This is a genomic window from Paracoccus sp. N5 (genome assembly GCF_000371965.1).
GTDB lineage: Bacteria > Pseudomonadota > Alphaproteobacteria > Rhodobacterales > Rhodobacteraceae > Paracoccus.
This window is the reverse complement of the sequence record NZ_AQUO01000001.1, coordinates 1,384,931-1,404,839: the sequence shown is the minus strand read 5'-3', so window position 1 is coordinate 1,404,839 and position 19,909 is coordinate 1,384,931. Positions and strand designations below refer to the sequence as shown.

General features: G+C 62.9%; 31 protein-coding genes, 1 tRNA gene and 2 pseudogenes. 17 read left to right on the top strand and 17 right to left on the bottom strand.

Going from position 1 to position 19,909, the window contains the following annotated elements; genetic code table 11:
* The first annotated feature begins 23 nt into the window (after nt 1-23).
* On the top strand, nt 24-896 hold the full coding sequence (locus tag PARN5_RS0107095; protein ID WP_157403948.1) for a YihY/virulence factor BrkB family protein: 873 nt from the start codon (nt 24-26) through the stop codon (nt 894-896).
* A 74-nt stretch (nt 897-970) separates the two neighbouring features.
* On the opposite strand, the pseudogene PARN5_RS23390 reads toward PARN5_RS0107095, so the two are convergent.
* The 5 genes and pseudogenes from PARN5_RS23390 to PARN5_RS0107070 all read right to left on the bottom strand — a co-directional run bounded on the left by PARN5_RS23390 (nt 971) and on the right by PARN5_RS0107070 (nt 5,224).
* A pseudogene (locus tag PARN5_RS23390) lies at nt 971-1,731 on the bottom strand (IS5 family transposase).
* 102 nt (nt 1,732-1,833) lie between these two features.
* Entirely contained in the window at nt 1,834-2,373 is a 540-nt protein-coding gene (locus PARN5_RS24120; protein ID WP_157403947.1) for a hypothetical protein, read from the bottom strand.
* Between the two features lie 314 nt (nt 2,374-2,687).
* Complete coding sequence (locus tag PARN5_RS0107080; protein WP_017999072.1) at nt 2,688-4,469, bottom strand: histidine kinase dimerization/phosphoacceptor domain -containing protein; 1,782 nt, start codon at nt 4,467-4,469, stop codon at nt 2,688-2,690.
* A 9-nt stretch (nt 4,470-4,478) separates the two neighbouring features.
* Nucleotides 4,479-5,072 (bottom strand): RNA polymerase sigma factor, encoded by a 594-nt coding sequence (locus PARN5_RS0107075; RefSeq protein ID WP_017999071.1) that lies wholly within the window; start codon nt 5,070-5,072, stop codon nt 4,479-4,481.
* 5 nt (nt 5,073-5,077) lie between these two features.
* Nucleotides 5,078-5,224, bottom strand: coding sequence for a NepR family anti-sigma factor (locus PARN5_RS0107070; protein ID WP_017999070.1), 147 nt, complete (start codon nt 5,222-5,224; stop codon nt 5,078-5,080).
* Nucleotides 5,225-5,317: 93 nt separating this feature from the next.
* On the opposite strand from PARN5_RS0107070, the gene PARN5_RS0107065 reads away from it, so the two are divergent.
* The gene (locus PARN5_RS0107065) at nt 5,318-6,121 is read left to right on the top strand and encodes a response regulator (RefSeq protein ID WP_017999069.1); all 804 of its coding nucleotides are present in this window, start codon (nt 5,318-5,320) and stop codon (nt 6,119-6,121) included.
* Nucleotides 6,122-6,223: 102 nt separating this feature from the next.
* Here PARN5_RS0107065 and PARN5_RS0107060 read toward each other — a convergent pair whose 3' ends face one another.
* Complete coding sequence (locus PARN5_RS0107060; RefSeq protein ID WP_017999068.1) at nt 6,224-7,198, bottom strand: nitronate monooxygenase family protein; 975 nt, start codon at nt 7,196-7,198, stop codon at nt 6,224-6,226.
* A gap of 74 nt (nt 7,199-7,272) precedes the next feature.
* A complete protein-coding gene (locus PARN5_RS0107055; RefSeq protein ID WP_017999067.1) occupies nt 7,273-8,328 on the bottom strand; it encodes an aldo/keto reductase in 1,056 nt (351 codons plus the stop codon).
* Nucleotides 8,329-8,524: 196 nt separating this feature from the next.
* Here PARN5_RS0107055 and PARN5_RS0107050 point away from each other — a divergent pair, with 196 nt between their 5' ends.
* The 11 genes and pseudogenes from PARN5_RS0107050 (at nt 8,525) to PARN5_RS0106995 (ending at nt 15,189) form a co-directional block, all read left to right on the top strand.
* Complete coding sequence (locus tag PARN5_RS0107050) at nt 8,525-9,640, top strand: site-specific integrase (protein WP_017999066.1); 1,116 nt, start codon at nt 8,525-8,527, stop codon at nt 9,638-9,640.
* Between the two features lie 734 nt (nt 9,641-10,374).
* Nucleotides 10,375-10,590 carry an AlpA family transcriptional regulator gene (locus tag PARN5_RS0107045; RefSeq protein ID WP_346420446.1) on the top strand — a complete coding sequence of 72 codons (216 nt, stop codon included), beginning with the start codon at nt 10,375-10,377 and terminating at the stop codon, nt 10,588-10,590.
* Between the two features lie 90 nt (nt 10,591-10,680).
* On the top strand, nt 10,681-11,070 hold the full coding sequence (locus PARN5_RS0107040; protein WP_276269673.1) for a ParB N-terminal domain-containing protein: 390 nt from the start codon (nt 10,681-10,683) through the stop codon (nt 11,068-11,070).
* A 23-nt stretch (nt 11,071-11,093) separates the two neighbouring features.
* Nucleotides 11,094-11,651 carry a hypothetical protein gene (locus PARN5_RS0107035; protein WP_017999063.1) on the top strand — a complete coding sequence of 186 codons (558 nt, stop codon included), beginning with the start codon at nt 11,094-11,096 and terminating at the stop codon, nt 11,649-11,651.
* Nucleotides 11,648-11,794, top strand: coding sequence for a hypothetical protein (locus PARN5_RS24830; protein WP_017999062.1), 147 nt, complete (start codon nt 11,648-11,650; stop codon nt 11,792-11,794). The genes PARN5_RS0107035 and PARN5_RS24830 overlap by 4 nt, the downstream gene beginning before the upstream one ends.
* A 101-nt stretch (nt 11,795-11,895) precedes the next feature.
* A complete protein-coding gene (locus PARN5_RS0107025; RefSeq protein WP_017999061.1) occupies nt 11,896-12,201 on the top strand; it encodes a DEAD/DEAH box helicase family protein in 306 nt (101 codons plus the stop codon).
* 47 nt (nt 12,202-12,248) lie between these two features.
* Nucleotides 12,249-13,393: pseudogene (locus PARN5_RS0107015) on the top strand (IS3 family transposase).
* 863 nt (nt 13,394-14,256) lie between these two features.
* Nucleotides 14,257-14,418, top strand: a complete 162-nt coding sequence (locus tag PARN5_RS0107010) for a hypothetical protein (RefSeq protein WP_232419319.1) — start codon at nt 14,257-14,259, stop codon at nt 14,416-14,418.
* Nucleotides 14,415-14,618 carry a hypothetical protein gene (locus PARN5_RS0107005; protein ID WP_017999059.1) on the top strand — a complete coding sequence of 68 codons (204 nt, stop codon included), beginning with the start codon at nt 14,415-14,417 and terminating at the stop codon, nt 14,616-14,618. The genes PARN5_RS0107010 and PARN5_RS0107005 overlap by 4 nt, the downstream gene beginning before the upstream one ends.
* Nucleotides 14,615-14,839: a hypothetical protein gene (locus PARN5_RS0107000; RefSeq protein WP_017999058.1), complete on the top strand. Its 225-nt coding sequence runs from the start codon at nt 14,615-14,617 to the stop codon at nt 14,837-14,839. The genes PARN5_RS0107005 and PARN5_RS0107000 overlap by 4 nt, the downstream gene beginning before the upstream one ends.
* The gene (locus PARN5_RS0106995; protein WP_017999057.1) at nt 14,836-15,189 is read left to right on the top strand and encodes a hypothetical protein; all 354 of its coding nucleotides are present in this window, start codon (nt 14,836-14,838) and stop codon (nt 15,187-15,189) included. The genes PARN5_RS0107000 and PARN5_RS0106995 overlap by 4 nt, the downstream gene beginning before the upstream one ends.
* A gap of 132 nt (nt 15,190-15,321) precedes the next feature.
* Here PARN5_RS0106995 and PARN5_RS0106990 read toward each other — a convergent pair.
* The 10 genes from PARN5_RS0106990 to PARN5_RS23385 all read right to left on the bottom strand — a co-directional run bounded on the left by PARN5_RS0106990 (nt 15,322) and on the right by PARN5_RS23385 (nt 18,485).
* Nucleotides 15,322-15,417, bottom strand: a tRNA-Sec gene (locus tag PARN5_RS0106990).
* Between the two features lie 76 nt (nt 15,418-15,493).
* Complete coding sequence (locus PARN5_RS0106985; RefSeq protein WP_017999056.1) at nt 15,494-16,501, bottom strand: tyrosine-type recombinase/integrase; 1,008 nt, start codon at nt 16,499-16,501, stop codon at nt 15,494-15,496.
* A complete protein-coding gene (locus PARN5_RS24115; protein ID WP_017999055.1) occupies nt 16,498-16,671 on the bottom strand; it encodes a hypothetical protein in 174 nt (57 codons plus the stop codon). The genes PARN5_RS0106985 and PARN5_RS24115 overlap by 4 nt, the downstream gene beginning before the upstream one ends.
* 3 nt (nt 16,672-16,674) lie before the next feature.
* Nucleotides 16,675-16,896 (bottom strand): hypothetical protein, encoded by a 222-nt coding sequence (locus PARN5_RS0106975; protein WP_017999054.1) that lies wholly within the window; start codon nt 16,894-16,896, stop codon nt 16,675-16,677.
* Nucleotides 16,893-17,099, bottom strand: coding sequence for a hypothetical protein (locus PARN5_RS21765; protein ID WP_036744578.1), 207 nt, complete (start codon nt 17,097-17,099; stop codon nt 16,893-16,895). The genes PARN5_RS0106975 and PARN5_RS21765 overlap by 4 nt, the downstream gene beginning before the upstream one ends.
* On the bottom strand, nt 17,096-17,311 hold the full coding sequence (locus PARN5_RS0106970; RefSeq protein WP_017999053.1) for a hypothetical protein: 216 nt from the start codon (nt 17,309-17,311) through the stop codon (nt 17,096-17,098). Before PARN5_RS0106970 ends, PARN5_RS21765 begins: the two co-directional genes overlap by 4 nt.
* Nucleotides 17,308-17,688 (bottom strand): helix-turn-helix domain-containing protein, encoded by a 381-nt coding sequence (locus PARN5_RS22840; protein ID WP_017999052.1) that lies wholly within the window; start codon nt 17,686-17,688, stop codon nt 17,308-17,310. Before PARN5_RS22840 ends, PARN5_RS0106970 begins: the two co-directional genes overlap by 4 nt.
* On the bottom strand, nt 17,685-18,035 hold the full coding sequence (locus tag PARN5_RS0106960; RefSeq protein WP_017999051.1) for a hypothetical protein: 351 nt from the start codon (nt 18,033-18,035) through the stop codon (nt 17,685-17,687). The genes PARN5_RS22840 and PARN5_RS0106960 overlap by 4 nt, the downstream gene beginning before the upstream one ends.
* Nucleotides 18,032-18,349: a hypothetical protein gene (locus PARN5_RS21760; protein WP_157403946.1), complete on the bottom strand. Its 318-nt coding sequence runs from the start codon at nt 18,347-18,349 to the stop codon at nt 18,032-18,034. Before PARN5_RS21760 ends, PARN5_RS0106960 begins: the two co-directional genes overlap by 4 nt.
* Nucleotides 18,327-18,485, bottom strand: a complete 159-nt coding sequence (locus PARN5_RS23385) for an Arc family DNA-binding protein (protein ID WP_017999049.1) — start codon at nt 18,483-18,485, stop codon at nt 18,327-18,329. The genes PARN5_RS21760 and PARN5_RS23385 overlap by 23 nt, the downstream gene beginning before the upstream one ends.
* Before the next feature lie 79 nt (nt 18,486-18,564).
* Between PARN5_RS23385 and PARN5_RS21755 the strand changes: the two genes are divergently transcribed.
* The 4 genes from PARN5_RS21755 to PARN5_RS0106930 all read left to right on the top strand — a co-directional run bounded on the left by PARN5_RS21755 (nt 18,565) and on the right by PARN5_RS0106930 (nt 19,882).
* Nucleotides 18,565-18,963 carry an Arc family DNA-binding protein gene (locus PARN5_RS21755; RefSeq protein WP_017999048.1) on the top strand — a complete coding sequence of 133 codons (399 nt, stop codon included), beginning with the start codon at nt 18,565-18,567 and terminating at the stop codon, nt 18,961-18,963.
* 108 nt (nt 18,964-19,071) lie between these two features.
* Nucleotides 19,072-19,344 carry a hypothetical protein gene (locus PARN5_RS0106940; RefSeq protein ID WP_157403944.1) on the top strand — a complete coding sequence of 91 codons (273 nt, stop codon included), beginning with the start codon at nt 19,072-19,074 and terminating at the stop codon, nt 19,342-19,344.
* A 60-nt stretch (nt 19,345-19,404) separates the two neighbouring features.
* Nucleotides 19,405-19,677, top strand: a complete 273-nt coding sequence (locus PARN5_RS0106935; protein WP_017999046.1) for a BrnT family toxin — start codon at nt 19,405-19,407, stop codon at nt 19,675-19,677.
* Nucleotides 19,661-19,882: a BrnA antitoxin family protein gene (locus PARN5_RS0106930; protein ID WP_017999045.1), complete on the top strand. Its 222-nt coding sequence runs from the start codon at nt 19,661-19,663 to the stop codon at nt 19,880-19,882. The genes PARN5_RS0106935 and PARN5_RS0106930 overlap by 17 nt, the downstream gene beginning before the upstream one ends.
* Nucleotides 19,883-19,909 lie beyond the last annotated feature (27 nt).

Genomic DNA, 19,909 nt, shown 5'->3' with positions numbered 1-19,909 from the left:
GGACGCGATGCGAGGACGGGAATGTGATCAGGGATTGGTGGCTGTTCCTTCAGGCGATCTTCGAGCGCATGGACAAGATCCACATGACCCTGATCGCGGCGGGCGTGGCCTTCTATGCCATGTTCGCGGTCTTCCCGGGCCTGGCGGCGCTGTTCGCGCTGTGGGGGCTGTGGTACGACCCGCAGCAGCTGGAGCAATACGTCCATGCCACCGACGAATTCATCCCCTCGGGCGCGGCGGATATCATCTATGGCCAGATCAATTCGCTGATCGCCGCCGGGCGCACGCAGCTGGGCTGGACCACGGCGATTTCCTTCCTGATCGCGACGATCTCGGCCCGGCAGGGGGTCGGAGGGCTGATCCAGGGGCTGAACGCGGCGCATGGCGTGCGCTCGCACCCGACGATCTGGGGCTTCATCCTGGCCTATCTGCTGACGCTGGTCATCGTCGGCGTGATCGCGCTGGGGCTGGCGACGATCATCGTGGTGCCCATCGCCTTCAACTTCCTGCCCGACGTGCCGCTGCGGAACTGGCTGATCGGCTCGGTGCCCTGGATGGCAATCTTCTTCATCGTGCTCTTGGTGATCGGCATCATCTATCGCTATGGGCCGAACGTGAAGACGCCGCGCACGCCGATCTTCACCTGGGGTTCGGTCTTTGCGGCGCTGGCTTGGGCGGGGGTGTCCTATGGCTTCTCGGCCTATCTGGCGAGCTTCAACAGCTACAACCGCATCTATGGCTCGATCGGGGCGGTGATCGCGCTGCTGATGTGGTTCTACCTGGGCGGGTTCACCGTGCTGTTGGGCGCCATGCTGAACCTGGAGCTGGCCCGGCGGCGGCGGTTCCTGGCGGCGCGGAAGCTGCGGCAGGCGGCGAAAGAGGCGGCGGGGGAGTGAGGGCGAGATAATGACGACTCAGAGCCTTGCTTCACTGGCTCCGCTGCTCAAAGAATTGATTGCGCAACCCTAGGTCATGTTGACAAATGGCGGAGCCAGAGGCGGATCGACGTGATGTCGATGAAGCCCAGGAAGCTTTCGGCGGTCTTGTCGTAGCGGGTGGCGACGCGACGGGCATTGTTGAGCTTGTTGAAGCACCGCTCAACGAGATTGCGCAGGCGGTAGAGCCTGCGGTCAACGGCGACCCGTAGCTTCCGGGTTTTGCGCATGGGGATGACCGGCACCACGTCGCGCACCTCCATGGTCTTGCGGATGTTGTCGGAGTCGTAGCCGCGGTCTGCGAGCAGAACGCTTGGCTCGGGCAGGTTGTCAGCCATGACCAGATCGAAGCCGAGGTAGTCCGATGTCTGCCCGGCCGTGATCTCGGTTCTCATGGGCAGGCCTGCCGCATTGACCCGCAGATGGATCTTGGTCGTGAAGCCACCTCGCGAGCGGCCGAAACCTTGGCGCGGAGTCCCCCTTTTGCGCCCGCTGCCTGATGATGAGCGCGAACCACGGTGCTGTCGATCATCTGCAGCGCATCCGGCACGATCCGGCTCTCGTTCAGCGCCTCCAGGATCTGTTCCCACAGCCCCGCCAACGTCCAGCGCCGGAACTGCCGATAGACAGACGACCATTTGCCGAACTCTTCCGGCAGGTCGCGCCAGGGCGACCCCGTTCGGGCGATCCAGAAAATCCCATCCAGAACAAGCCGATGGTTCGTGGGCTTGCGGCCGTTCGGAGAACGGACAGCCAGGATGAAGCGTTCAAAGAACGCCCACTCGTCGTTCGACATCAGGTTTCGTGCCACGCTGGTCTCCATTGCAGATACCAGCTTGAATCACGATCACCGCGCCCGGTGAATCCCTTTTGTCAACACGCCCTAGAGGATTCGACATTAATCAATAGACACTCCGTATAGTTTAAGTGACCAAGGTAAAAAACAACTTCCTTGGGTTTCTTCCTTAGAACACCATTGAGTTGTCAGGTTTTTTGAATCTTTCAATCGGATTTCCACACCGCTCTCCTCGCCAGGCTTAACAGTTACATTGATAGAGTCTTCCCAAACAAGCCCAAAAGAACTGTACTCTATCTTGGTCTCTGCGCGAGTTACATAAAATTCGTAGGATTTGTTGACAACTTTGAGATAAGCCTCAGTATCAAAAAATTGATCTGGACGAAGTTCCATAGTGCTAGTTATGGTAGACGATTCTAGAAGTTGTTCGTGCTGCTTCATGCAGTAATTCGCCAATTCTTCTTTGGTTTCATCATTGATTTTGTTAATTTCGACGCAGTTATAGACCCCGCGAATAGTTCCCTTGTTCATGAAATCATTGTAGTAATTTTGACCAGCTCTAGGCCCTACGATAAAATAAACGGCGGCTAGCAAAATTGTACCGCTTCCTACAGCCCCTACGATAAATTTTGCCTGTGTCATGTTGAGCTTTCAAATACGGTTCAGCAATTAACTCGCCACCAATAGGCAAACTTGCGCCTGCAAGTCAATGCTGCCAAGATAGGTTCTTGGCAGCATTGTGGCCCGCTACCTCACCACACCCATAGCGGGTACTGTAACGGTGCTTCTAACCCCATCTCCGGTCTCGGGAAGTGGCCCAGGCGACCATGGAGAGCGGCTCCCAATAGCGAATCATCCGCCACCATCTGGACCCCGGACGGTGGCCCAATCCCTCATGCATCATAAATGCTGTCGCCTGCCTATCAAATGTGACGCAAGACACTCCCATGGGCCCCCTAATGCCGCGCCCCCGGGCGCGAGGCCGAGGTCAGCACCACCGCGCCCGGCGTGCCGGTTTCGCGTTTTGCCAGGTTCTCGACCCGGAAGCGCAGCCGCAGCAGGTAGTGACGGTCGTCCGCCTCTTGCGTCGCATCGCCTTCCAGCTGCATGGCGAAGGCCTCGATCAGCTGGCTGCCGAGGCCGGTGCTTTCGGCAAGGCTGGCGGCGCCGACCGAGTTCTCGACCTCCAGCACGGCGTGCTGCGGCCCGTCCATGCCCAGCCGCACCCGCACCCAGGGCCGGGACTGCGGATCGGCCACGCCGGAATATTTCAGCGCATTGGTAAAGGCCTCGGTCGCCAGCAGCGTCAGCGGCACCGCCTGGTCGGGCATCAGCACCAGGGGCTCGAGCTGGGTCTCGATGCGCAGCCCGCCGCCGGGCCCGACCGAGGCATTGGCCATCTGGTTGATGATGTCGCTGATCAGCCGGTCGGCCTCGACCGAATCCAGGTGCTCGGCCTGGTAGAGATTGCGATAGATCGTCGCCAGCGACGCCACCCGGTCCTGGACCGAGCGCAGCACCCGGCGCGCGTCGTCGTGGTCGATCATGCGGATCTGCATGTTGATGATCGAGGCGATCAGCTGCAGGTTGTTCTTGACCCGGTGATGCACCTCTTTCAGCAGCACGGTCTTTTCGTTGACCGAAGCCTCCATCGCCTCTTCGTCGCGGATCAGGATGCGGGCCATGTTGTGGAAGGTCTGGCTCATGTCCTCGATCTCGGCCGGGGCGTCGGTCAGCACCGGCGGCGGGGCCGAGCGGTCGCCGATGGCGAAGCGGCGCATCTGGCCGCGCAGTTCGCGGATATGGCGCAGCACCAGGCGGTAGACCGCGAAATAGGCCACCACCAGCGAGGCCGCCCACAGGATCAGGGGCAGGATCAGCGCCGTGCGCCGGGTGATGTCGATGCCGGCGATGCCGCTGTCGGCACGGTTCCACGAGCCCAGCGCATAGACCAGGCCCGGCACCACCGGCACGACGCTGAACACCCGCCGCTCGCCCGCGCTGGTATAGTCGCGGAAGGTGGTCTCGCTGCGCGACAGAAGCGAGGTCAGCGACTTGTCGCGCGGCAGCACCTCGTCGAAATCCGCCAGGGGCTCGCTGTCCGAGGACAGCACCTGGCCCTGGTTGTTGAAGGTCAGGATGCGGGCGCCGTCGGTCCCCAGCTCGGCGACATGGGTCGAGCGCAGCATGTCATGCGACAGTGAGACGCTGATATAGCCCAAGAGATCGACGCCGCGATAAAGCGGCTGGATCACCACCACCACCGGCAGGCCGCTGACCGCGCCCACCGGGCTGCTGGTGACCAGGGTGCCGGGGCTGTCGCGGAACTGGCGATAGGCCGGATCGTCCGAGACGTCATGCACCCCCGGCACCGAGGAGCATTCCGTGACCCCGTCCAGCCGGGTGAAGCTGGCATAGACGAAGCTGACCGTGCGCTGCACGAAGCCGCGCATGATGTCGGAACAGGCCTGCGGCCGGTCCATGGTTTCCAGCACCGCCGGGCCCAGCGCGTCGGCGGTGCCGAGCGCGCCCTGCAAAAGCGCGCGTTCGCCGGCGGCGGCGGTGGCGGTGCGGCCCAGCAGCGCGATTTCCGAACTGCGTTCGTATTCGCGCGACAGGTGCAGGGTCTGGATGACCGAGATCAGCCCGATCGGCAGGATCGCCACCGACAAAAGGCCGCCCAGCCGGAAGCCCAGGCCCTTGGTGAATTCCATCCGGTCGAACAATCGCCGCAGCACGGGCGGGGCTCAGCGCAGGACGGGGTTGTTCTGCGCCATCACCGCCAGCGTGGCGCGGTCGGTCATCTCGAGCTCCTCGCCCTCTTCCAGGTGCAGCAGCTCGGCCAGGCGGCGGCGGCCGCGGTTGGCGCGCGACTTGACCGTGCCGACGGCGACGCCGGTCATCGAGGCGGCTTCCTCGTAGGAAAAGCCCGAGGCCCCGACCAGGATCAGCGCCTCGCGCTGCTCGTCGGGCAGCTTCTCGAAGGCGTGGCGGAAATCGTTCAGGGCCAGGCGGCCGTCATGTTCGGGCCGGGCGGCCTGGCGGGCGGCATGGATGCCGTCGGTGTCGCTGACCTCGCGCCGGGTCTTGCGCCGGGCGGAATAGAAGGTGTTGCGCAGGATGGTGAAGAGCCAGGCCCGCAGGTTGGTGCCGGGCTGGAACTTGTCGATATGGGTCCAGGCCTTGACGATGGTGTCCTGCACCAGGTCGTCGGCCGAGGCGCCCTCGCGCGTGAGCGACAGCGCAAAGGCCCGCAGCGCCGGCAGATGGTCCACCAATTCGTCCCGAGGGTCGCCATGGCCTTCGGAGCGGGCGGCTTTCGCCGGTTTCTGAAAGGTCATGCGGATTACTCCTGCTCGCGCAATTTGTCGAGCAACTGCAAGAACTTGTCGGGGATTTGCTGGGTGGCTTCCTGTTCATAGACACGCCGCAGATTCTCGTCGATCTGCTTCTCGATCGCGGCCCGCCTGCGTTCTTCCCGCCTCGTATTCATTTTTTAGTTATTCCCGAAAATCTTGTGCGCACCTTGCCTAACCGCTACGTATCCGGTCAAGTTCCAAACAGGAACGTATTTTTCGAGGAAGCCATGTCCGCAGCGGATCTCGCCCAATCCATCAGCCGAGAGCTGCCCTATCTTCGCCGCTATGCGCGTGCGCTGACCGGCAGCCAGACAGCCGGCGACAATTATGCCGCCGCCACGCTCGAGGCCATCCTGGCCGACCGCAGCGCCATGCAGGGCGATGACACCCGCATCGGCCTGTTCCGCACCTTCCACGCCATCTGGCAAAGCTCGGGCCAGCCGGTCGAGGCCGAGGCGCAGACCCCGCGCGAGGCCCGCGCCCAGGCGCATCTGCGCGGGTTGACGCCGAATTCGCGCGAGGCGCTGCTTTTGCGCACCATCGAGGAGCTGCGCTATGACCAGATCGCGCAGGTCATGCAATGCCCGCAGGCCGAGGCCGAGGAGCTGGTGCAGATCGCGCTGAGCGAGATGAGCCAGACGCTGTCCGGCAAGGTCATAGTGATCGAGGACGAGACCATCATCGCCATGGACCTGAAGGGCATCGTCCAGGCCATGGGCCATGACGTGACCGGCATCGCCCGCACCCACAAGGCCGCGGTCGAGCTGGCGCATCAGAAGCGGCCGGACCTGATCCTGGCCGATATCCAGCTGGCCGACGGTTCCTCGGGCATCGACGCGGTGAACGAGCTGCTGGCCGACATGGGCGACATTCCGGTGATCTTCATCACCGCCTTCCCCGAGCGGCTGCTGACCGGCGACCGGCCGGAGCCGGCCTTCCTGATCTCGAAACCCTATTCCGAGGAGCAGGTGCGCTCGGCGGTGTCGCAGGCGATGTTCTTTGCCTCGACCGAGGGGCTGGCGGTCAGCTGAGCCCTGGGCGCCGGTTGCGGCGTCGCCGGGGTATTTGAAGAGCAAAGAAGCCGCGGGCCCTGGGCGCGCGGCTTTTTGGGTATTTGGGACGGTGAAACGCGCTTAGTCGGCGCAGAGCGCGCGGCGCGCGGCGGCATATTCGGTGGCCAGGCGGTCGATGAGTTCGGCGGCGGGCCTCACGGATTTCACCGCGCCGATGCCCTGGCCCGAGCCCCAGATCTGGCTCCAGGCCTTGGGCTTGCCGCCCGAGGTGGCCTTGTCGAAATCCATCGCCGTGGCATCGGCCGTCGCGAGGTTTTCCGGGTCGAGCCCGGCCGCGCGGATCGAGGGCGCGAGGTAATTGCCCGAGACGCCGGTGAAGAGGGAGGAGGTGACGATATCCTCGGCGCCGCTTTCGGCGATCATGCGCTTGTATTCCGGCTGGGCGCTGGATTCGGTGGTGGCGATGAAGGGGCTGCCGATATAGGCGAGGTCGGCGCCCATGGCCTGCGCCGCCAGCACCGCGCGGCCGGTGGCGATGGCGCCCGAGAGCAGCAGCGGGCCGTCGAACCAGGCCCGGATCTCCTGGACCAGCGCGAAGGGCGATTGCGGGCCGGCATGGCCGCCGGCGCCCGCCGCCACCGCGATCAGCCCGTCGGCGCCCTTGTCGATGGCCTTGCGGGCGAAGCTGTTGTTGATCACGTCATGCAGCGCGATGCCGCCGCAGTCATGCGCGGCGGCGTTCACCTCGGGCCGGGCGCCCAGGCTGGTGATCCAGATCGGCACCTTGTGGCGGTGGCAGATCTCGATGTCGCGTTCCAGCCGCGCGTTCGAGCGATGCACGATCTGGTTCACCGCGAAGGGCGCGGCCGGGCGGTCGGGATTGGCCTGGTTGTGGCGGTCGAGTTCCTCGGCGATGCGGGTCAGCCAGGCGTCGAGCAGCGGGGCCTCGCCGGGTTTCTCGCGGGCGTTCAGCGCCGGGAAGCTGCCGACGATGCCGGCCTTGCATTGCGCGATGACCAGGTCGGGCCCCGAGACGATGAACATGGGCGAGGCGACGACGGGGATGCGCAGGTCGGCAAGGATGGGCGGCAGCATGGTTTCTTCTCCGGTCGGGACGCGGGCAGATTGCCCGCCCCCGGCGGCGCTGCCAACGGTTCCGTCGCGTCGGCTCAATAGGGCATGGGATGGGCGCGGTGCAGCCGGTCGATGCGGCGCAGCGCCTCGTCGGACAGCACCAGGTCCAGGCCGGCGAGCAGGTGGTCGAGCTGCGCCGTATCGGTGGCGCCGATGATCGGGATCGACGGGAACGGCCGCTGCCGGGTGAAGGCGATGGCCATGTGGACCGGGTCCAGCCCCAGCTCGGCCGCCAGTTCCAGCCATGCCGCGACCGCCTCGATGGCCCGGTCGGTGCGGCGGCCGCCCAGGTTGCCCTGGCCGCCGGTCCCGGCATCGACCGCCGCGCGGCTGCCCGGCGGGTTGCCGCCATCCTGGTATTTGCCGGTCAGTAGCCCCGCCGCCAGCGGCGAATAGGCGAGCAGCGTCACCCGTTCGTTCACCGCAAGCTCGGCCAGGTCGGTGTCGAAGGCGCGGTAGAGCAGGGAATATTCGTTCTGGATCGTCGCCACGCGCGGGGCGCCCAGCCGCTCGGCGGTGTCGATCCAGCGCGCCGTGCCCCAGGCCGATTCGTTGGAAAGGCCGAAGGCGCGGATCTTGCCGGCCTTGTTGAGATCGGCGATGGCCTCGAGCACATCGGCCATGTGGTCGAGCGTCTGCTGCCGGTCCTGTCCCGAGGGATCGTAGCGCCAGTTCTGCCGGAAGGCGTAGCTGCCGCGCTGCGGCCAATGCAGCTGATAAAGGTCGATGCAATCGGTGCGCAGGCGCTTCAGCGAGGCCTCGACGGTCTGGCGGATGATGGCGCCGTCATAGCCCTGGGGCCGGACCATGCCGCTGGGGCCGGTGACCTTGGTCGCGATCCGCACCCGGTCGCGGTTGCCGCGCGCCGCCAGCCAGTCGCCGATGATTTCCTCGCTGCGGCCGACGGTCTCGCGCCGGGTGGGGTTGACGGGATACATCTCGGCGGTGTCGAGAAAGCCTATGCCGGCGGCGAGGGCGCGGTCCAGCTGGTCATGGGCGGCGCGCGCGTCGGTCTGGTTGCCGAAGGTCATCGTGCCGAGGCAGATGCCGCTGACAGTCACGCCGCTGTCACCCAGGTCCAAGCCGTTCATCCGTCACCTCTTTGGATTTGGCGGAACAGAGTGTCCGCTTCCGCCATATCCGGCACGTTCCACTATGTTCCGCATCAAGTTGATTTTATTGACAAGTGTTCGCTTCTGTGTTCCGCTATGTTCCGCCAATGTTCACGGTAATCTCGTGCCGAATGGGGGACGCGATAATGGGCAAAAAGGTTATACGGAGGATTGCATGAGAAGGCCAGCCAAGGCGCTGAGCGCGCGCTTCGTGCAGACCGTCAGCGAGCCGGGAAAGTTCTTCGACGGGCACGGGCTGATCCTCCGGGTTGATGCCCACGGGAACAAGTCCTGGGTGCAACGGATCGTCATTCAAGGCAATCGTCGGGAGCTGGGACTGGGCAGCGTCGATTTCGTCTCGCTGGCTGAGGCGCGGGCGGCTGCCTATGAAAACCGAAAGCTCGCTCGATCCCGCGGCGACCCATTGCAGGACCGGCGCGCTCAACGTCAGATCCAGACCTTCGAGGAAGCGGCCCGCGCCATCTATGAGATGCTCAAGCCGACCTGGAAGAACGAGAAGCATGCCAGCCAGTTCATCGCCACCCTTGAGACCTATGTGTTTCCGACCATGGGCAGGACTAAGGTTTCGGATGTGACCAGCGCCCAACGAATCAGTAAGGTCATGAAGTGGGGCATCGCTCAGGGCTGGCGCAAGGACAACCCGGCCATCGGCATATCCGATGCGCTGCCCAAGCAGACGGCGCCCAGGCAGCGGCGCAAGGCCATGGACTATCCCGATGTGCCAGCGTTCCTCTCGGCGCTGCACAGGTCGAAGGCGGGGCTGTCGACACGACTGTGCCTTGAATTCCTGATCCTGACCTGCGCCCGCTCGTTGGAAGCCCGTGGCGCCTGCTGGGACGAGATCGACCTCAATGAGAAGGCGTGGAACGTGCCGGCTGACCGGATGAAGATGAAGCGCCCGCATCGGGTGCCGCTGTCCCGCCGGGCGCTAGCCATCCTCAAGGAAGCCGAGGGGCTGAAAGAGGGGGCCTTCATTTTCCCCGGCACCAAGGCCGGCAAGATGCTCAGCGACATGACCCTTTCCAAGCTGGTGAAGGAACTCGGCTTTCCCGTGGACGTGCACGGGTTCCGCACCAGTTTCAGGACCTGGACGCAGGAGCAGACGAACTTCCCGAACGACATCGCCGAACGCGCCCTGGCGCACATCGTCGGGACCGATGTGGAGCGCGCCTATGCCCACTCCGACCTGTTCGAGAAGCGGCGCAAGATGATGGAAGCGTGGGCCGGGTATCTGGCCGAGAAACGAGACAATTTCGTGAGGATTGGGTGATGTATTCGAGTGTTGATCATGTCTCCCTCGGGGAGGTTCTCGAGATTTCAAATTGAATCCAATTCAGAACTACGAGCAAAAGTTGAAGCATCACAGGAGAAGGATGCGGAAAGGCTGGCACTGGAAAGCACCTTGCGAGACGAGGAGAATAAACTGGAAAGTTTTACGCCATTTTTCACAGCAACCTTCTTTTTCCGCGTGCTTGCCACCAGGGAGGGTTGTGAGACTTTCCGAGAATTTTCTACGCCTTTCCTCCCCTCAAGATGGTGGGTATTTCGCATTTCACCCGTGTCTATCCGCTTGTGGGTATCTTAGCACCGACAAAGTTAATATATTGATAAAAAAGTAGAAGAATACTGGCCGAGGCCTTCGTCATTAATCGCATCTGCTCAACTACAGCACATGCGATCAGTCATTGCGCCACTAGACGGCGCTTCTCTCCAAGTCAATATTCGCCATAGTATTAGGTCTCTCGATGATAGGTGGCGAACCTGACCTTTGCTTCCCGAGAGGAGTCTCATATCTAAAATTATTGAGCTTTCGGATCAAGGTATGCGCCGCGACGATATAAAGAGCCTCCTTTGCCCCACTTTACCCATTGATCCTTGGCGTGCCATTTGGAAGGAGGCCGCCAAGATGAAGCCAGAAATAAAGCGATCCGGACCAAAGCCGCGACGTTCTATTCGTAACTGAAACAGGTTTGTTTCACGAATTCCGCCGGCCATTCTGCCCCCATGTTCCATATTCAACATGAGGGTGCCGCCATGGCAGACGCTGTGTATCGCCGGCCAGCGGCTGAGAAAATGACCGCGCTCAGCCGCAGCTCGATCTATGATATGATGAAGCGGGGCGAGTTCCCCCGCCCAATCAAGATTACCGGCAAGGCAGTGGCGTGGCGCGAGAGCGACATCAGCGCTTGGCTCGCCAGCCGCCCCCAGCCCACCTACTGATCCCGCGACCCTGATGCCTATCGGAGAGTCGCGTATGCGCATGGAGCGCATTTTATTGATCATGTCAATGTTCCTCCCCGCCTGCGCGCGGTGAAGACATCCAAGGTGATGACCTTGCTTGCCAGCATCGAGCAAATCGGCCTGCAAACCCCGATCACAGTCTGGGCCAAGCCCGACGACGCCTTCCAGCTTGTGGCGGGCGCTCACCGACTGGCCGCCGCCAAGCATCTGGGCTGGGAGACCGTTGATGCCTTCTTCATGAAGGGCGACGATATCGACCGACAGATCTGGGAGATTGACGAGAACTTGATGCGGTCGGAACTGACCCCGACACAGTTCTCCGAGCATCTCGCCAAGCGAAAAGAGCTTTGGGAGGCCGTCAATCGGGACAAGTTGCCCCGATTGAAAGTAAAAGAGATAATGGGCGCGGTCATAGGCAGACCGAGTTTGCCTCAGAGACGGCCAACGCTACCGGGGTAGACAAGCGCACCATCAACCGCGCCGTGTCTCGGGCCGACGGGGTTTGCCAGGAAGCGCGCGACCTCCTGCGCGGAACCCGCCTCGATACCGGCGTCTACCTGGACCAGATCAAGAAGCTGGAACCGGCCGAGCAGGTTGCCAAGGTACAGGCCGATCTGGCGGCGCCGGCGAAGCCGAAGCTGAAGCCTGAGGCAGCGGCAGAGGGCGAGCCCTCGATGCCCCCCACCACCGAGACTATAGAGCCCGTAGACAGCCCGGAAGTCGCCAAGCTGCGCAAGCTGTTCCGCAGCCTGACCCCCGAGGCGCAGGAAGACGAATATCTCGGTCTGCACGCCGATCTGGCCGACCTGAAAGCCCAAATCAAGGATCTGAAAGCCGAGCGCGACGGACTGAAATCGCAGCTGTCCGACCTCACCGCCGACGACAAGGACGAGGTGATCAGGCGCCTGACCGCTAGCGTCAAGACTGCCGAGAACGCGAAATGGCGCGCGACAGAGGAACAGGGTCGCGCCATGAAGCAGGTCTACGCGTTCAAGAAGCGCGTCGAGGAACTGGAACAGATGGGCGTGGTGAAGCTGTGACCACGATCCTCGACCGCATCCGGGCCAATGGCGGCGAAGTGATCCGCGACAGGTGGAGCATCACCATTCGCCCGGGGCGTCTCCAGCCCGAGGCTTTGGCGTGGGTGCGCGAGCGCAAAGACAACCTGCTGCGCGAGATATAGCCCGAGTTTGACGAGTGGGCCGAGCGCGCGGCGATCCGAGAGTTCGACGGCGGCCAGTCCCGTGAAGATGCGGAAGCCGCCGCATATGCCGAGGTCATGGGATGCTGAATTTCACGCCGGCAAAGATCATCAACCTTCGCGACTACCAGGAGGATGCCGTTGAAGCCCTGCGGCAGGGCATCCGCATTGGCACCAAGCGGCAGATCCTTTGTGCCGGCACCGGAGCGGGAAAAACGGTCATGGCGGCACACCTGCTGCGCCAGGCGCACGAGAAGGGCAGCTATGCGCTGTTCCTCGTGGACCGAGTCGAGCTGGTGAAGCAAACCAGTCGCACGCTGGACGAATACGGCATCCCGCACGGCATCGTGCAGGGTGAGCACCTCCCCGAAAATCGGACAGTGACGTAAGCTCTGATCTTCCGTCTGCTGGTCTCCAAGAACGAGGAGAACAGACGATGTCGAAACGCAGGAACCATGACGCGGGCTTCAAGGCTCGCGTGGCGCTGGAAGCCGTGAAGGGCGAGCGCACCGTGTCGGAGCTGGCCGCGGAATACGGCGTGCATCCGACGATGATCCACCAGTGGAAGAAGGCGCTGCTCGAGGGGGCATCGGACATCTTCGAACGCGGCAGGAAGAAGAAGGCCGAGGTCGACGAGGAGACGGTGCGATCGCTGCACGCCAAGATCGGAGAGCTGGCCGTCGCCAACGATTTTTTGTCACGAAAGCTCAAGCCCTGGACCGGCAGGTGAGGCGCGGGATGATCGAACGCTCTCACCCCACGCTGTCGGTCGGGGCGCAATGCCGTCTGCTGTCGATCTCGCGGTCGTCGTTCTACTACGCACCGCAGGGCGAGACCGAGATGAACCTGGCGCTCATGCGGCTGATCGACCGTCAGTTCCTGGAAACCCCCTTCTACGGCGTCCAGCAGATGACCTGGCACCTGCAGAACGAAGGGCACCCAGTGAACATGAAGCGCATCCGGCGGCTGATGCGGCTCATGCGTCTGATGCCGATCTACCAGAAGCCCAACACCAGCAAGCCTGCGAAGGGGCACAAGACCTACCCCTATCTGCTGGGTGGCCTGCGGGTCGATCGGCACAACCATGCCTGGTGTGCCGACATCACCTATCTGCCGATGCGACGAGGCTTCCTCTACCTGGTCGCCATCATGGACTGGTTCACCCGCAAGGTGCTGGCCTGGCGCATCTCGAACACGCTCGAAGCCGACTTCTGCGTCGAGGCGCTGAACGAGGCGGTCCACCGCTTCGGCCCGCCCGAGATCATGAACACCGATCAGGGCTCGCAGTTCACGTCCTTCGCCTGGACCGACCGGCTGAAACGGATCGGCACCCGGATCTCGATGGACGGCAAGGGCCGGTGTCTCGACAACATCTTCATCGAGCGCCTTTGGCGGTCCCTGAAGTATGAGTGCGTCTATCTGCACGCCTGGGAGACCGGCTCGCAGGCGAAGGCGGGCGTTGGCCGATGGATCACCTTCTACAACCACCAGCGGCCCCACGCCGCCCATGGCGGACAGCCGCCCGCCGTGGTCTACTTCAACCAGATCGAAACCGATCAGCAGGGGCAGAGAGTAGCTTAAATCATCCCGGAAACTGTCCAAGAGATGGGGAGTAGCTCAGGGTTCGCGATACGCCACTTTCCGCGTCTCTCCTTTGGCGGTTCCGGCGCTTGAGCTTGCTGCGAGACCCATAGGCCGCCGATTTACCAGGGCCGATGGCCGCAATGACCGGCGCCGCTTCTTGCGTCAGGCCGCGAAGGAACTCGTCCAGGTCCTCGGGGCTTCGGCAGGAAAGGCAGTCGTCATCTGATCACGACATGCCTCTGTGAACCCGGGCAACGCCTAGTTGCGTTCGCAGGAGCAGTGAGCCGTTGCACGCCCGTTCCTCTTGGACAGCCTCAGCAACCCAATCCGGTGCCAAATGCCCGTCGTTGACCCAGATCTGCACTCCGCTGGGCACACGCAATTTCTTTTGGATGGTCATGTGTAACCTCATTCCAATGTAGCGCGCTGAACTGCGCGCAGAGAGGTTACGCCCGCGTCGAGAAACGACCGATGCGGCACAAACGCATGCCACCGCCCCGAGGGGCAGGCTTGACCTTTTCGGCATGTCGGGTGTAGCGTGGTCAGTGGGTGTGGAAACCCTGACTGTGATAGACCGCATACCTTGGCAGGTTGAGCATCCGTTGGCGCGGAAGCTCGCGGTCGAAATGACGGATGCCTTGGCGGGCATCTGCGTCCCGACCTTTATAGGCCGGGGGCGGATGCTATGTCCAGAGGGAAACCTTAAAGTCGTCCGACCTGTCTCACAGCAGGTTTCCAACCCCCGGCCGCTGGTCCGCAACCAGTGACGGCTGTGGAAAGCCAGAACTGTGAGAACTGAAATGAACATCCAACCGAATGAACCGCGTATGGTTGGGGCGCCCGCCGTCCCGGCCCCCAGCATGTCGCTCGCGGACCTCTACGAATTGGACGACAGCCTGTCGCTGGCGCTCGACGTGAGCCACAAGGACAGCGGTGATTACACCCAGCGGGAAAAGGAACTGCGCCGCTACCTTCGCGCCGCGAAGCGCTACACCGTCAGCCTGATCGGGGGTGCGGCATGAGCGCGCTTACCCGACATATCCAAGACCAGCAGACCATCATGGGGCGGCTGTGCGATCTGCTGGAACTTCTGGAAGCCTGCGCGCTCGATGGCGTGGTCCCGAACGCTCAGCCGACCCTGGTGCAACTCGCCAAGGAAATGGCGCTTGAGGTGAACAACAATCTCGACAGCATCAACCTGCCGAAGGAGGGCGAGGCATGAGCTATTTCAAAGCGCATAGCGAAACCGAAGCCGAGCTTCATACCATCGGGGCGCTGCTGTGCGTCCTTGATGAAGTGGCCCTCGACCACCTGACGCAAGACGACGCGCCCATCGCCTCGGGCATCATCAACCTGATCCAAGTGGTCGCGGATCGCGTCAAGAAGGCGCAGGAGCTGCTTGAGGCCGAGTATCAGATCCAGCGCAAGGAGGCCGGACAATGAACCGCCGTGCCCTTCTGAAAGCCCTGCCTGCGGCGGTTGTCGCGGGTGCGGCGCCGGCTGCTGCGCTGTGCGTGGTCGACCTGGCTGAGACGCCGGTCATGCGGATGTTTCGACAGTGGGTTGCCGAGGAAACCCGACTGAACGGCGAAGAAGGCCGCACGATGCCCGAGAGCCAGTTTAACGCCGACCTGTTCGCTCAGAATGAGTTGAGCAATCGGATTATGGAAGCGCCCGCAGAGGATGCGCGCGACATGATCGCCAAGGCGCTGGCGTGGACGAGCTACGGGACATTTGAATTGCCGAATGACGATCATGCTTTCTGGGCCGAGGCCCGAGCGCTCGTTGCTTGATACCAACGCCCCTGGCTTCGGCCGGGGGCAAATCCGTCATTCTGGCCAATTCCGCGTGGGGGATGCATTGGCGGGACGCCGCTGTGATGCCAGGATATAATTTAGCAATAACAACCAGTTAAATGGGCATTTTGGCGGAAGAGAGTGGGAGTCGAACCCACCCGGGACAGGCTGACTGCCCCAACCGGATTTGAAGTCCGGCCGCCCCACCGGGGACGCTTCTCTTCCATCACCATCGTTTCCAATGGTTTGTTCGCTGCATCCGTGCCCCCGATTTGGGCCGTTCGCAACAGCTTCTCAACTTTCACGTTTCGCACCTGTTCTGTTCGCGGCGCGACTGCGCCTCCTTAGCACGGGGCTTCTGGCTAGCGGAACCAGTATAGTGCTTCACCATCCCCAGGTTCGTATGCCCCGTGATCGCCTGGATCAGTTCGCCCGAGCAGCCGGCCGCAGCCAGCTCATGCGCCGCGGTGTGGCGCAAGGCGTGAATGTCGAAGGCCTCGGCGCCGATTTCCTTTCGAATGGCCATGATCATGGCATGCGCACCGTCGTAGCTGGTCGGGCTGCCGTTCAGCTGCGCGCAGATGGTCAGTCCGGCCTTTGGCGTCGCGCCCAGCGCCTCGCGCAAGCCGCTGGTCAGCGGTATCCACAACTCCGCTCCTGTCTTGCCCTGTCGGACATTCACCCCGCCTTCCTCGAGGTCGTTCCACCGCATCTTGAGCACATCACCAATGCGCTGGCCGGTGCCCAGCAGAAGCTCGAAGATCAACCTGCCGCGGGTCCCAAGGGGCGCAGCCTCACGGAACGCCGTGATTTTCTCGGGCGGCCATGGCAAGCGGGGCGGCCGACCGCTTTTCAGCAGGCGAACGCCTTTGGCTGGATTGTCGTCACGCCAGCCCTGATCGATCCCATGCTCGAACATGACGCGAAGCACCTGGACGATGTAGTTGGCGAAGCGCACCGCGTCCTTGTTGGCCTGCTGTGCCCGGATCACGTCCTTGCGCTGCATTCTGTCGGCCGGCAGGTGGCCCAGCTTCTCCTTCACATAGTCCAGCACGCGCAGATAATCCTGCCGCGTTCTAGGCGCCAAGCCCGTGAAGCGGTCGCTGAGCTGGTAACTGATCGCCAATGCCTTCAGGGTTCGCCCTTCGGGCACCGGCGCGCGGCCGCGCAGGATCAGGGCATATTCCGCAGCGAACTCCGAAGTGCCCGGTTCGCTGATGAAACGGACCGTCTTGAAGCCGCGGCGCTGAAAATAGACCTTGCCGCCCTTCTTGCGATAGACGTGTTTCGGCAGTTCCTTCTTGGTCATCGGCGCATATCCGTCGCGTCGAATTCGTCTGCGGGTTCCTGCGGGCCGCAGCGCACTTCGATTTCCCCCTGCGGCCCTATCCTGACTACGGTCACCGGCAGGCCGGCCTCTCTGGTCGTGCGAAGCACCTTCTCTAGGTCGGCTTGGCTGAACTTGGTACGGACACCCATGGCTCACGCCCTCTCGGAAAGCGCGGCCCAGCCCTCGGCGCGCGCCTGGGCGGCCGTGGAGGCGGCAAAGTCGGACAGATCGCCCCAGAGGCCCGCCCAGTCGAACTGCGGGGCCAACAGGGCGCCCAGCGCCGCGGCGCCGAAGGCCAAGAGAAGGGCAGCATAGCCGGCGAAGATCAGCGTCTGGTGCCGGAGCGGCGAGGAGGGATGGACAAGCCGGGTCATGGTTCACCCCCGATCTGCCGGCCCATCTGACGGGCGATTTCGGCCAAGCCCTTTTTCGTGATTCGCGCTTCAAATGCCCGAACAACGACCGGCCGATTTTCCATTAATCCGGCTTTGACAGCCCACTTGTTCGTGAAGATCAGGTCTGGCCCGTCAAGCGGCTTGCCTTGCGTATCCACCTGAATGATGCGGGTAATGCTCATTGTTCACCCCCGATCAGTCGGCGAAGGGTGAGCACCTCCTCGAGCGGCGTGGCGAGGTCGCGCATGTCGGGGTCGGAATGCCCGCGCAGCCATTCGACCACGCGGCGCTGGTAAGGGGCGGTCAGCGCATAGACGCGGCGCAGGATCTCTTCAGCCTGGGCGTCGGCCTCCGTCTGGTCGTTCGCGGCGCGTTGCAGGTCGCGCGTCATCATGGCTGGTTTCCTTCGATGAAGGCGCGCACCTCGTCCAGCCGGACAAAGGTCGCTGCGCCGCGCTTGTGAATGGTGATGTGGCCGGCATTCGCCCAGCGGTATAGCGTTGCGCGATGCACGCCGAACATCTGCTGCGCCTTGCCCGGGCGGATATAGATCGGCTGCGGGACTGCGGGCGTTGCCATAACCTCCTGCTTCGCCGGGCGGTGGTGCGCAGCCTTTTGGTTAGCGCCGTCATGCGCATCTGCGATCAGGCGGGACACCTCTCGTTGCAGAACGGCTTCTATCTGGTCGCGTGCCGTAGCCATGATGGCGTCGATGTGCTGGCGCGCGGACGCGGAAAGCGAGAAACGCGCCACGGTGGGACGGCGGCTCATTGCGCACCCCCGATCATGCTGCGCGCCTGTTCGACCAGGGCGCGGCCCAGATCGCTGGCATTCTCGATGGCGCCGCCATCGTCGGCGCTCAAGACCTTTATCGCCCAAGCCTCGGGCGTGCAGGCCGGTGCCGCGGCGATCCGGTCCTGAAGATGGATGAGCTGCGCCATGCCGGCATCCCAGGCGACCGGATCCTCGGCGCGCTCGGTCGCCTCGAGGCGGTCATTCAGCGCTTTCGCATGCTGCCACAGCGCCCGCAGGGAAACCGGGGCGATTGCAGCGCCCAGCGCCGGCGCAGGTGCGAAGGCGACAGCGGCCGGCAGGGCGATCAGATCGCGGCGGTTCATTGCGCACCCCCGATTTGGCGCAGCTCATCCAGCGCGACCTCGAGACCGAGGACGGGCAGCGTGATGCGCTGGGCAGTCAGCACAGCGATATGGTCCTGGATCAGGCTGGCGGCGCGGCTGACGCGCTTTTCGGTGGCCTTGCGCTTGGGCTGGCCGGGCCGGCGGCGGGGCGCTGGCGAAACCGGCAGGTTGCCTTTGCAGGGATTTTCAGGGATATTCATGGGGAAATGTCCTTTCTCGGGGGCATCAAGGCCGGTGTCAGCGGTGCAACGCTGCCCGGCCGCTTTCATTTCAGGATTGCGGGCGCTGGGCATCGGCGGCTTCGAGGGTCGGGCGCAGACGCTGCACGATCTCGGCGTTCATGCTGCGGCCGTTCACGGCGGCGGCGATCTTCAGCGCACGGCGCCAACCGTCGGGTAGGCGCAGCGAGATCTGCTCATATTTTTCCATCTGGGTGCTCTCCATCAACTACCATTGGTAGTTAGTTACCATTGGTATGTATTTTCAGTCAAGGAAAAATTGGTTACCAATGGCCGCTATGGCTGACTCTCGAAAATACCCCACCCGCCTGGCACCCTATGGCTTGCGCATCCCGCCGGCCTTGAAGGAGTTTATTCAGGAGGAGGCTGATCTGCATGGGCGCAGCCTTCATTCAGAAATTCTGATGGCGCTCCAGAAGTATTACGATTGGCATGACGAAGATCGCCCCAACACGGTCGGCGATATGTTGGCAAAGCATGAAGAAAGCGGGGAGCCTGTAGCAGCCTTGGATCGGCAGAGTGAGGGCATCGGCGATGCCCTGAAGGGGGTGCCAGATGTCGGGAAAATGCCGATCGGACAGGTATTGAGAAAGCTGCGGGCTGCAGATGACATTGAGAGCTTTGCCAACCTGCTGGCAGACAAGCTCGCCCAGCGCCTGAAGCCCTGACCGCCAATGCCTTTGTCGACCATGTTCCTATCTGTCGCTGACAAGGGCTATGCCGGGCATATCATAGATTTCACCCCGCCCGCGCACCTAGACGCGGAACAAGAGAGCATGGAAATATCCCTGCTATTGACCCACTACTGTCCCGATGTGCTGGCGTTGTGGGGCGTGGTCGAGGGGGCAAGGGTCGCCTTCATTGTTCGCGGCGGAGCGGTGAACAAGGTGGAGCATGTGATGCACGGAGTGATCACCGCCAAAGAGACCGAACCCTGGATACCGGGATGGACGCCTCCGCTGATTATAAGCTTGCGGCTGGGTTGCTATCATGCCCTCCCGCAGCTTCTGTTGCCGCGCAGACGCCGCAAGCGTCGCCTCAAGCCCTGACCACGACTTTCCGTTACTACAGATATTGACGCCCGCGCCCCTCATAATTATTGTTACTACATGAAATGCACCAGCGACCCGGCGAAGCGCGCCAAGACCCTTGCAGAGCGGGGGATCGATCTTGAAGCGGACGGCGCCGAGGTTCTGGCTGGCGCGACACTGACGTTCGAGGATGATCGCTTCGACTATGGCGAAACCCGCCTCATCAGCATCGGCTTCCTGCGCGGCCGCATGGTGGTGATGGTCTGGACGCCGCGCAGCGACACCGCCCACGTCATCAGCATGAGGAAGGCCAATGACCGCGAACAGAAAGCCTATGCCCCCCGATTTTGACGACGACGCGCCCGACCTGGCGACGCCCTATTGGGAAAAGCGCGCCGCCAAGGCCACGGTCCAGCGCGGCCGGCCGAAGCTGGAAAACGCCAAGGTCAGCACCACCATCCGGCTTAGCCCCGAGGTGATCGCCTATTTCAAGGCCGGCGGCCCGGGCTGGCAAAGCCGCATAGACGACGCCCTGCGCAAGCTGGCCGGGGTCTGATCCGCCTGGCGAGCCCCATGGGGGTTG

Bases quoted from the DNA above. Each gene is read 5' to 3' on its own strand.
- PARN5_RS24120 (WP_157403947.1), bottom strand. From the start codon at position 2,373: ATGACACAGGCAAAATTTATCGTAGGGGCTGTAGGAAGCGGTACAATT.
- PARN5_RS0107075 (WP_017999071.1), bottom strand. From the start codon at position 5,072: ATGACCTTTCAGAAACCGGCGAAAGCCGCCCGCTCCGAAGGCCATGGC.
- PARN5_RS0107070 (WP_017999070.1), bottom strand. From the start codon at position 5,224: ATGAATACGAGGCGGGAAGAACGCAGGCGGGCCGCGATCGAGAAGCAG.
- PARN5_RS0107065 (WP_017999069.1), top strand. From the start codon at position 5,318: ATGTCCGCAGCGGATCTCGCCCAATCCATCAGCCGAGAGCTGCCCTAT.
- PARN5_RS0107060 (WP_017999068.1), bottom strand. From the start codon at position 7,198: ATGCTGCCGCCCATCCTTGCCGACCTGCGCATCCCCGTCGTCGCCTCG.
- PARN5_RS0107055 (WP_017999067.1), bottom strand. From the start codon at position 8,328: ATGAACGGCTTGGACCTGGGTGACAGCGGCGTGACTGTCAGCGGCATC.
- PARN5_RS0107050 (WP_017999066.1), top strand. From the start codon at position 8,525: ATGAGAAGGCCAGCCAAGGCGCTGAGCGCGCGCTTCGTGCAGACCGTC.
- PARN5_RS0107045 (WP_346420446.1), top strand. From the start codon at position 10,375: ATGTTCCATATTCAACATGAGGGTGCCGCCATGGCAGACGCTGTGTAT.
- PARN5_RS0107025 (WP_017999061.1), top strand. From the start codon at position 11,896: ATGCTGAATTTCACGCCGGCAAAGATCATCAACCTTCGCGACTACCAG.
- PARN5_RS0107010 (WP_232419319.1), top strand. From the start codon at position 14,257: ATGTCGCTCGCGGACCTCTACGAATTGGACGACAGCCTGTCGCTGGCG.
- PARN5_RS0107005 (WP_017999059.1), top strand. From the start codon at position 14,415: ATGAGCGCGCTTACCCGACATATCCAAGACCAGCAGACCATCATGGGG.
- PARN5_RS0107000 (WP_017999058.1), top strand. From the start codon at position 14,615: ATGAGCTATTTCAAAGCGCATAGCGAAACCGAAGCCGAGCTTCATACC.
- PARN5_RS0106995 (WP_017999057.1), top strand. From the start codon at position 14,836: ATGAACCGCCGTGCCCTTCTGAAAGCCCTGCCTGCGGCGGTTGTCGCG.
- PARN5_RS0106985 (WP_017999056.1), bottom strand. From the start codon at position 16,501: ATGACCAAGAAGGAACTGCCGAAACACGTCTATCGCAAGAAGGGCGGC.
- PARN5_RS24115 (WP_017999055.1), bottom strand. From the start codon at position 16,671: ATGGGTGTCCGTACCAAGTTCAGCCAAGCCGACCTAGAGAAGGTGCTT.
- PARN5_RS0106975 (WP_017999054.1), bottom strand. From the start codon at position 16,896: ATGACCCGGCTTGTCCATCCCTCCTCGCCGCTCCGGCACCAGACGCTG.
- PARN5_RS21765 (WP_036744578.1), bottom strand. From the start codon at position 17,099: ATGAGCATTACCCGCATCATTCAGGTGGATACGCAAGGCAAGCCGCTT.
- PARN5_RS0106970 (WP_017999053.1), bottom strand. From the start codon at position 17,311: ATGATGACGCGCGACCTGCAACGCGCCGCGAACGACCAGACGGAGGCC.
- PARN5_RS22840 (WP_017999052.1), bottom strand. From the start codon at position 17,688: ATGAGCCGCCGTCCCACCGTGGCGCGTTTCTCGCTTTCCGCGTCCGCG.
- PARN5_RS0106960 (WP_017999051.1), bottom strand. From the start codon at position 18,035: ATGAACCGCCGCGATCTGATCGCCCTGCCGGCCGCTGTCGCCTTCGCA.
- PARN5_RS21760 (WP_157403946.1), bottom strand. From the start codon at position 18,349: ATGCCCAGCGCCCGCAATCCTGAAATGAAAGCGGCCGGGCAGCGTTGC.
- PARN5_RS23385 (WP_017999049.1), bottom strand. From the start codon at position 18,485: ATGGAAAAATATGAGCAGATCTCGCTGCGCCTACCCGACGGTTGGCGC.
- PARN5_RS21755 (WP_017999048.1), top strand. From the start codon at position 18,565: ATGGCCGCTATGGCTGACTCTCGAAAATACCCCACCCGCCTGGCACCC.
- PARN5_RS0106940 (WP_157403944.1), top strand. From the start codon at position 19,072: ATGGAAATATCCCTGCTATTGACCCACTACTGTCCCGATGTGCTGGCG.
- PARN5_RS0106935 (WP_017999046.1), top strand. From the start codon at position 19,405: ATGAAATGCACCAGCGACCCGGCGAAGCGCGCCAAGACCCTTGCAGAG.
- PARN5_RS0106930 (WP_017999045.1), top strand. From the start codon at position 19,661: ATGCCCCCCGATTTTGACGACGACGCGCCCGACCTGGCGACGCCCTAT.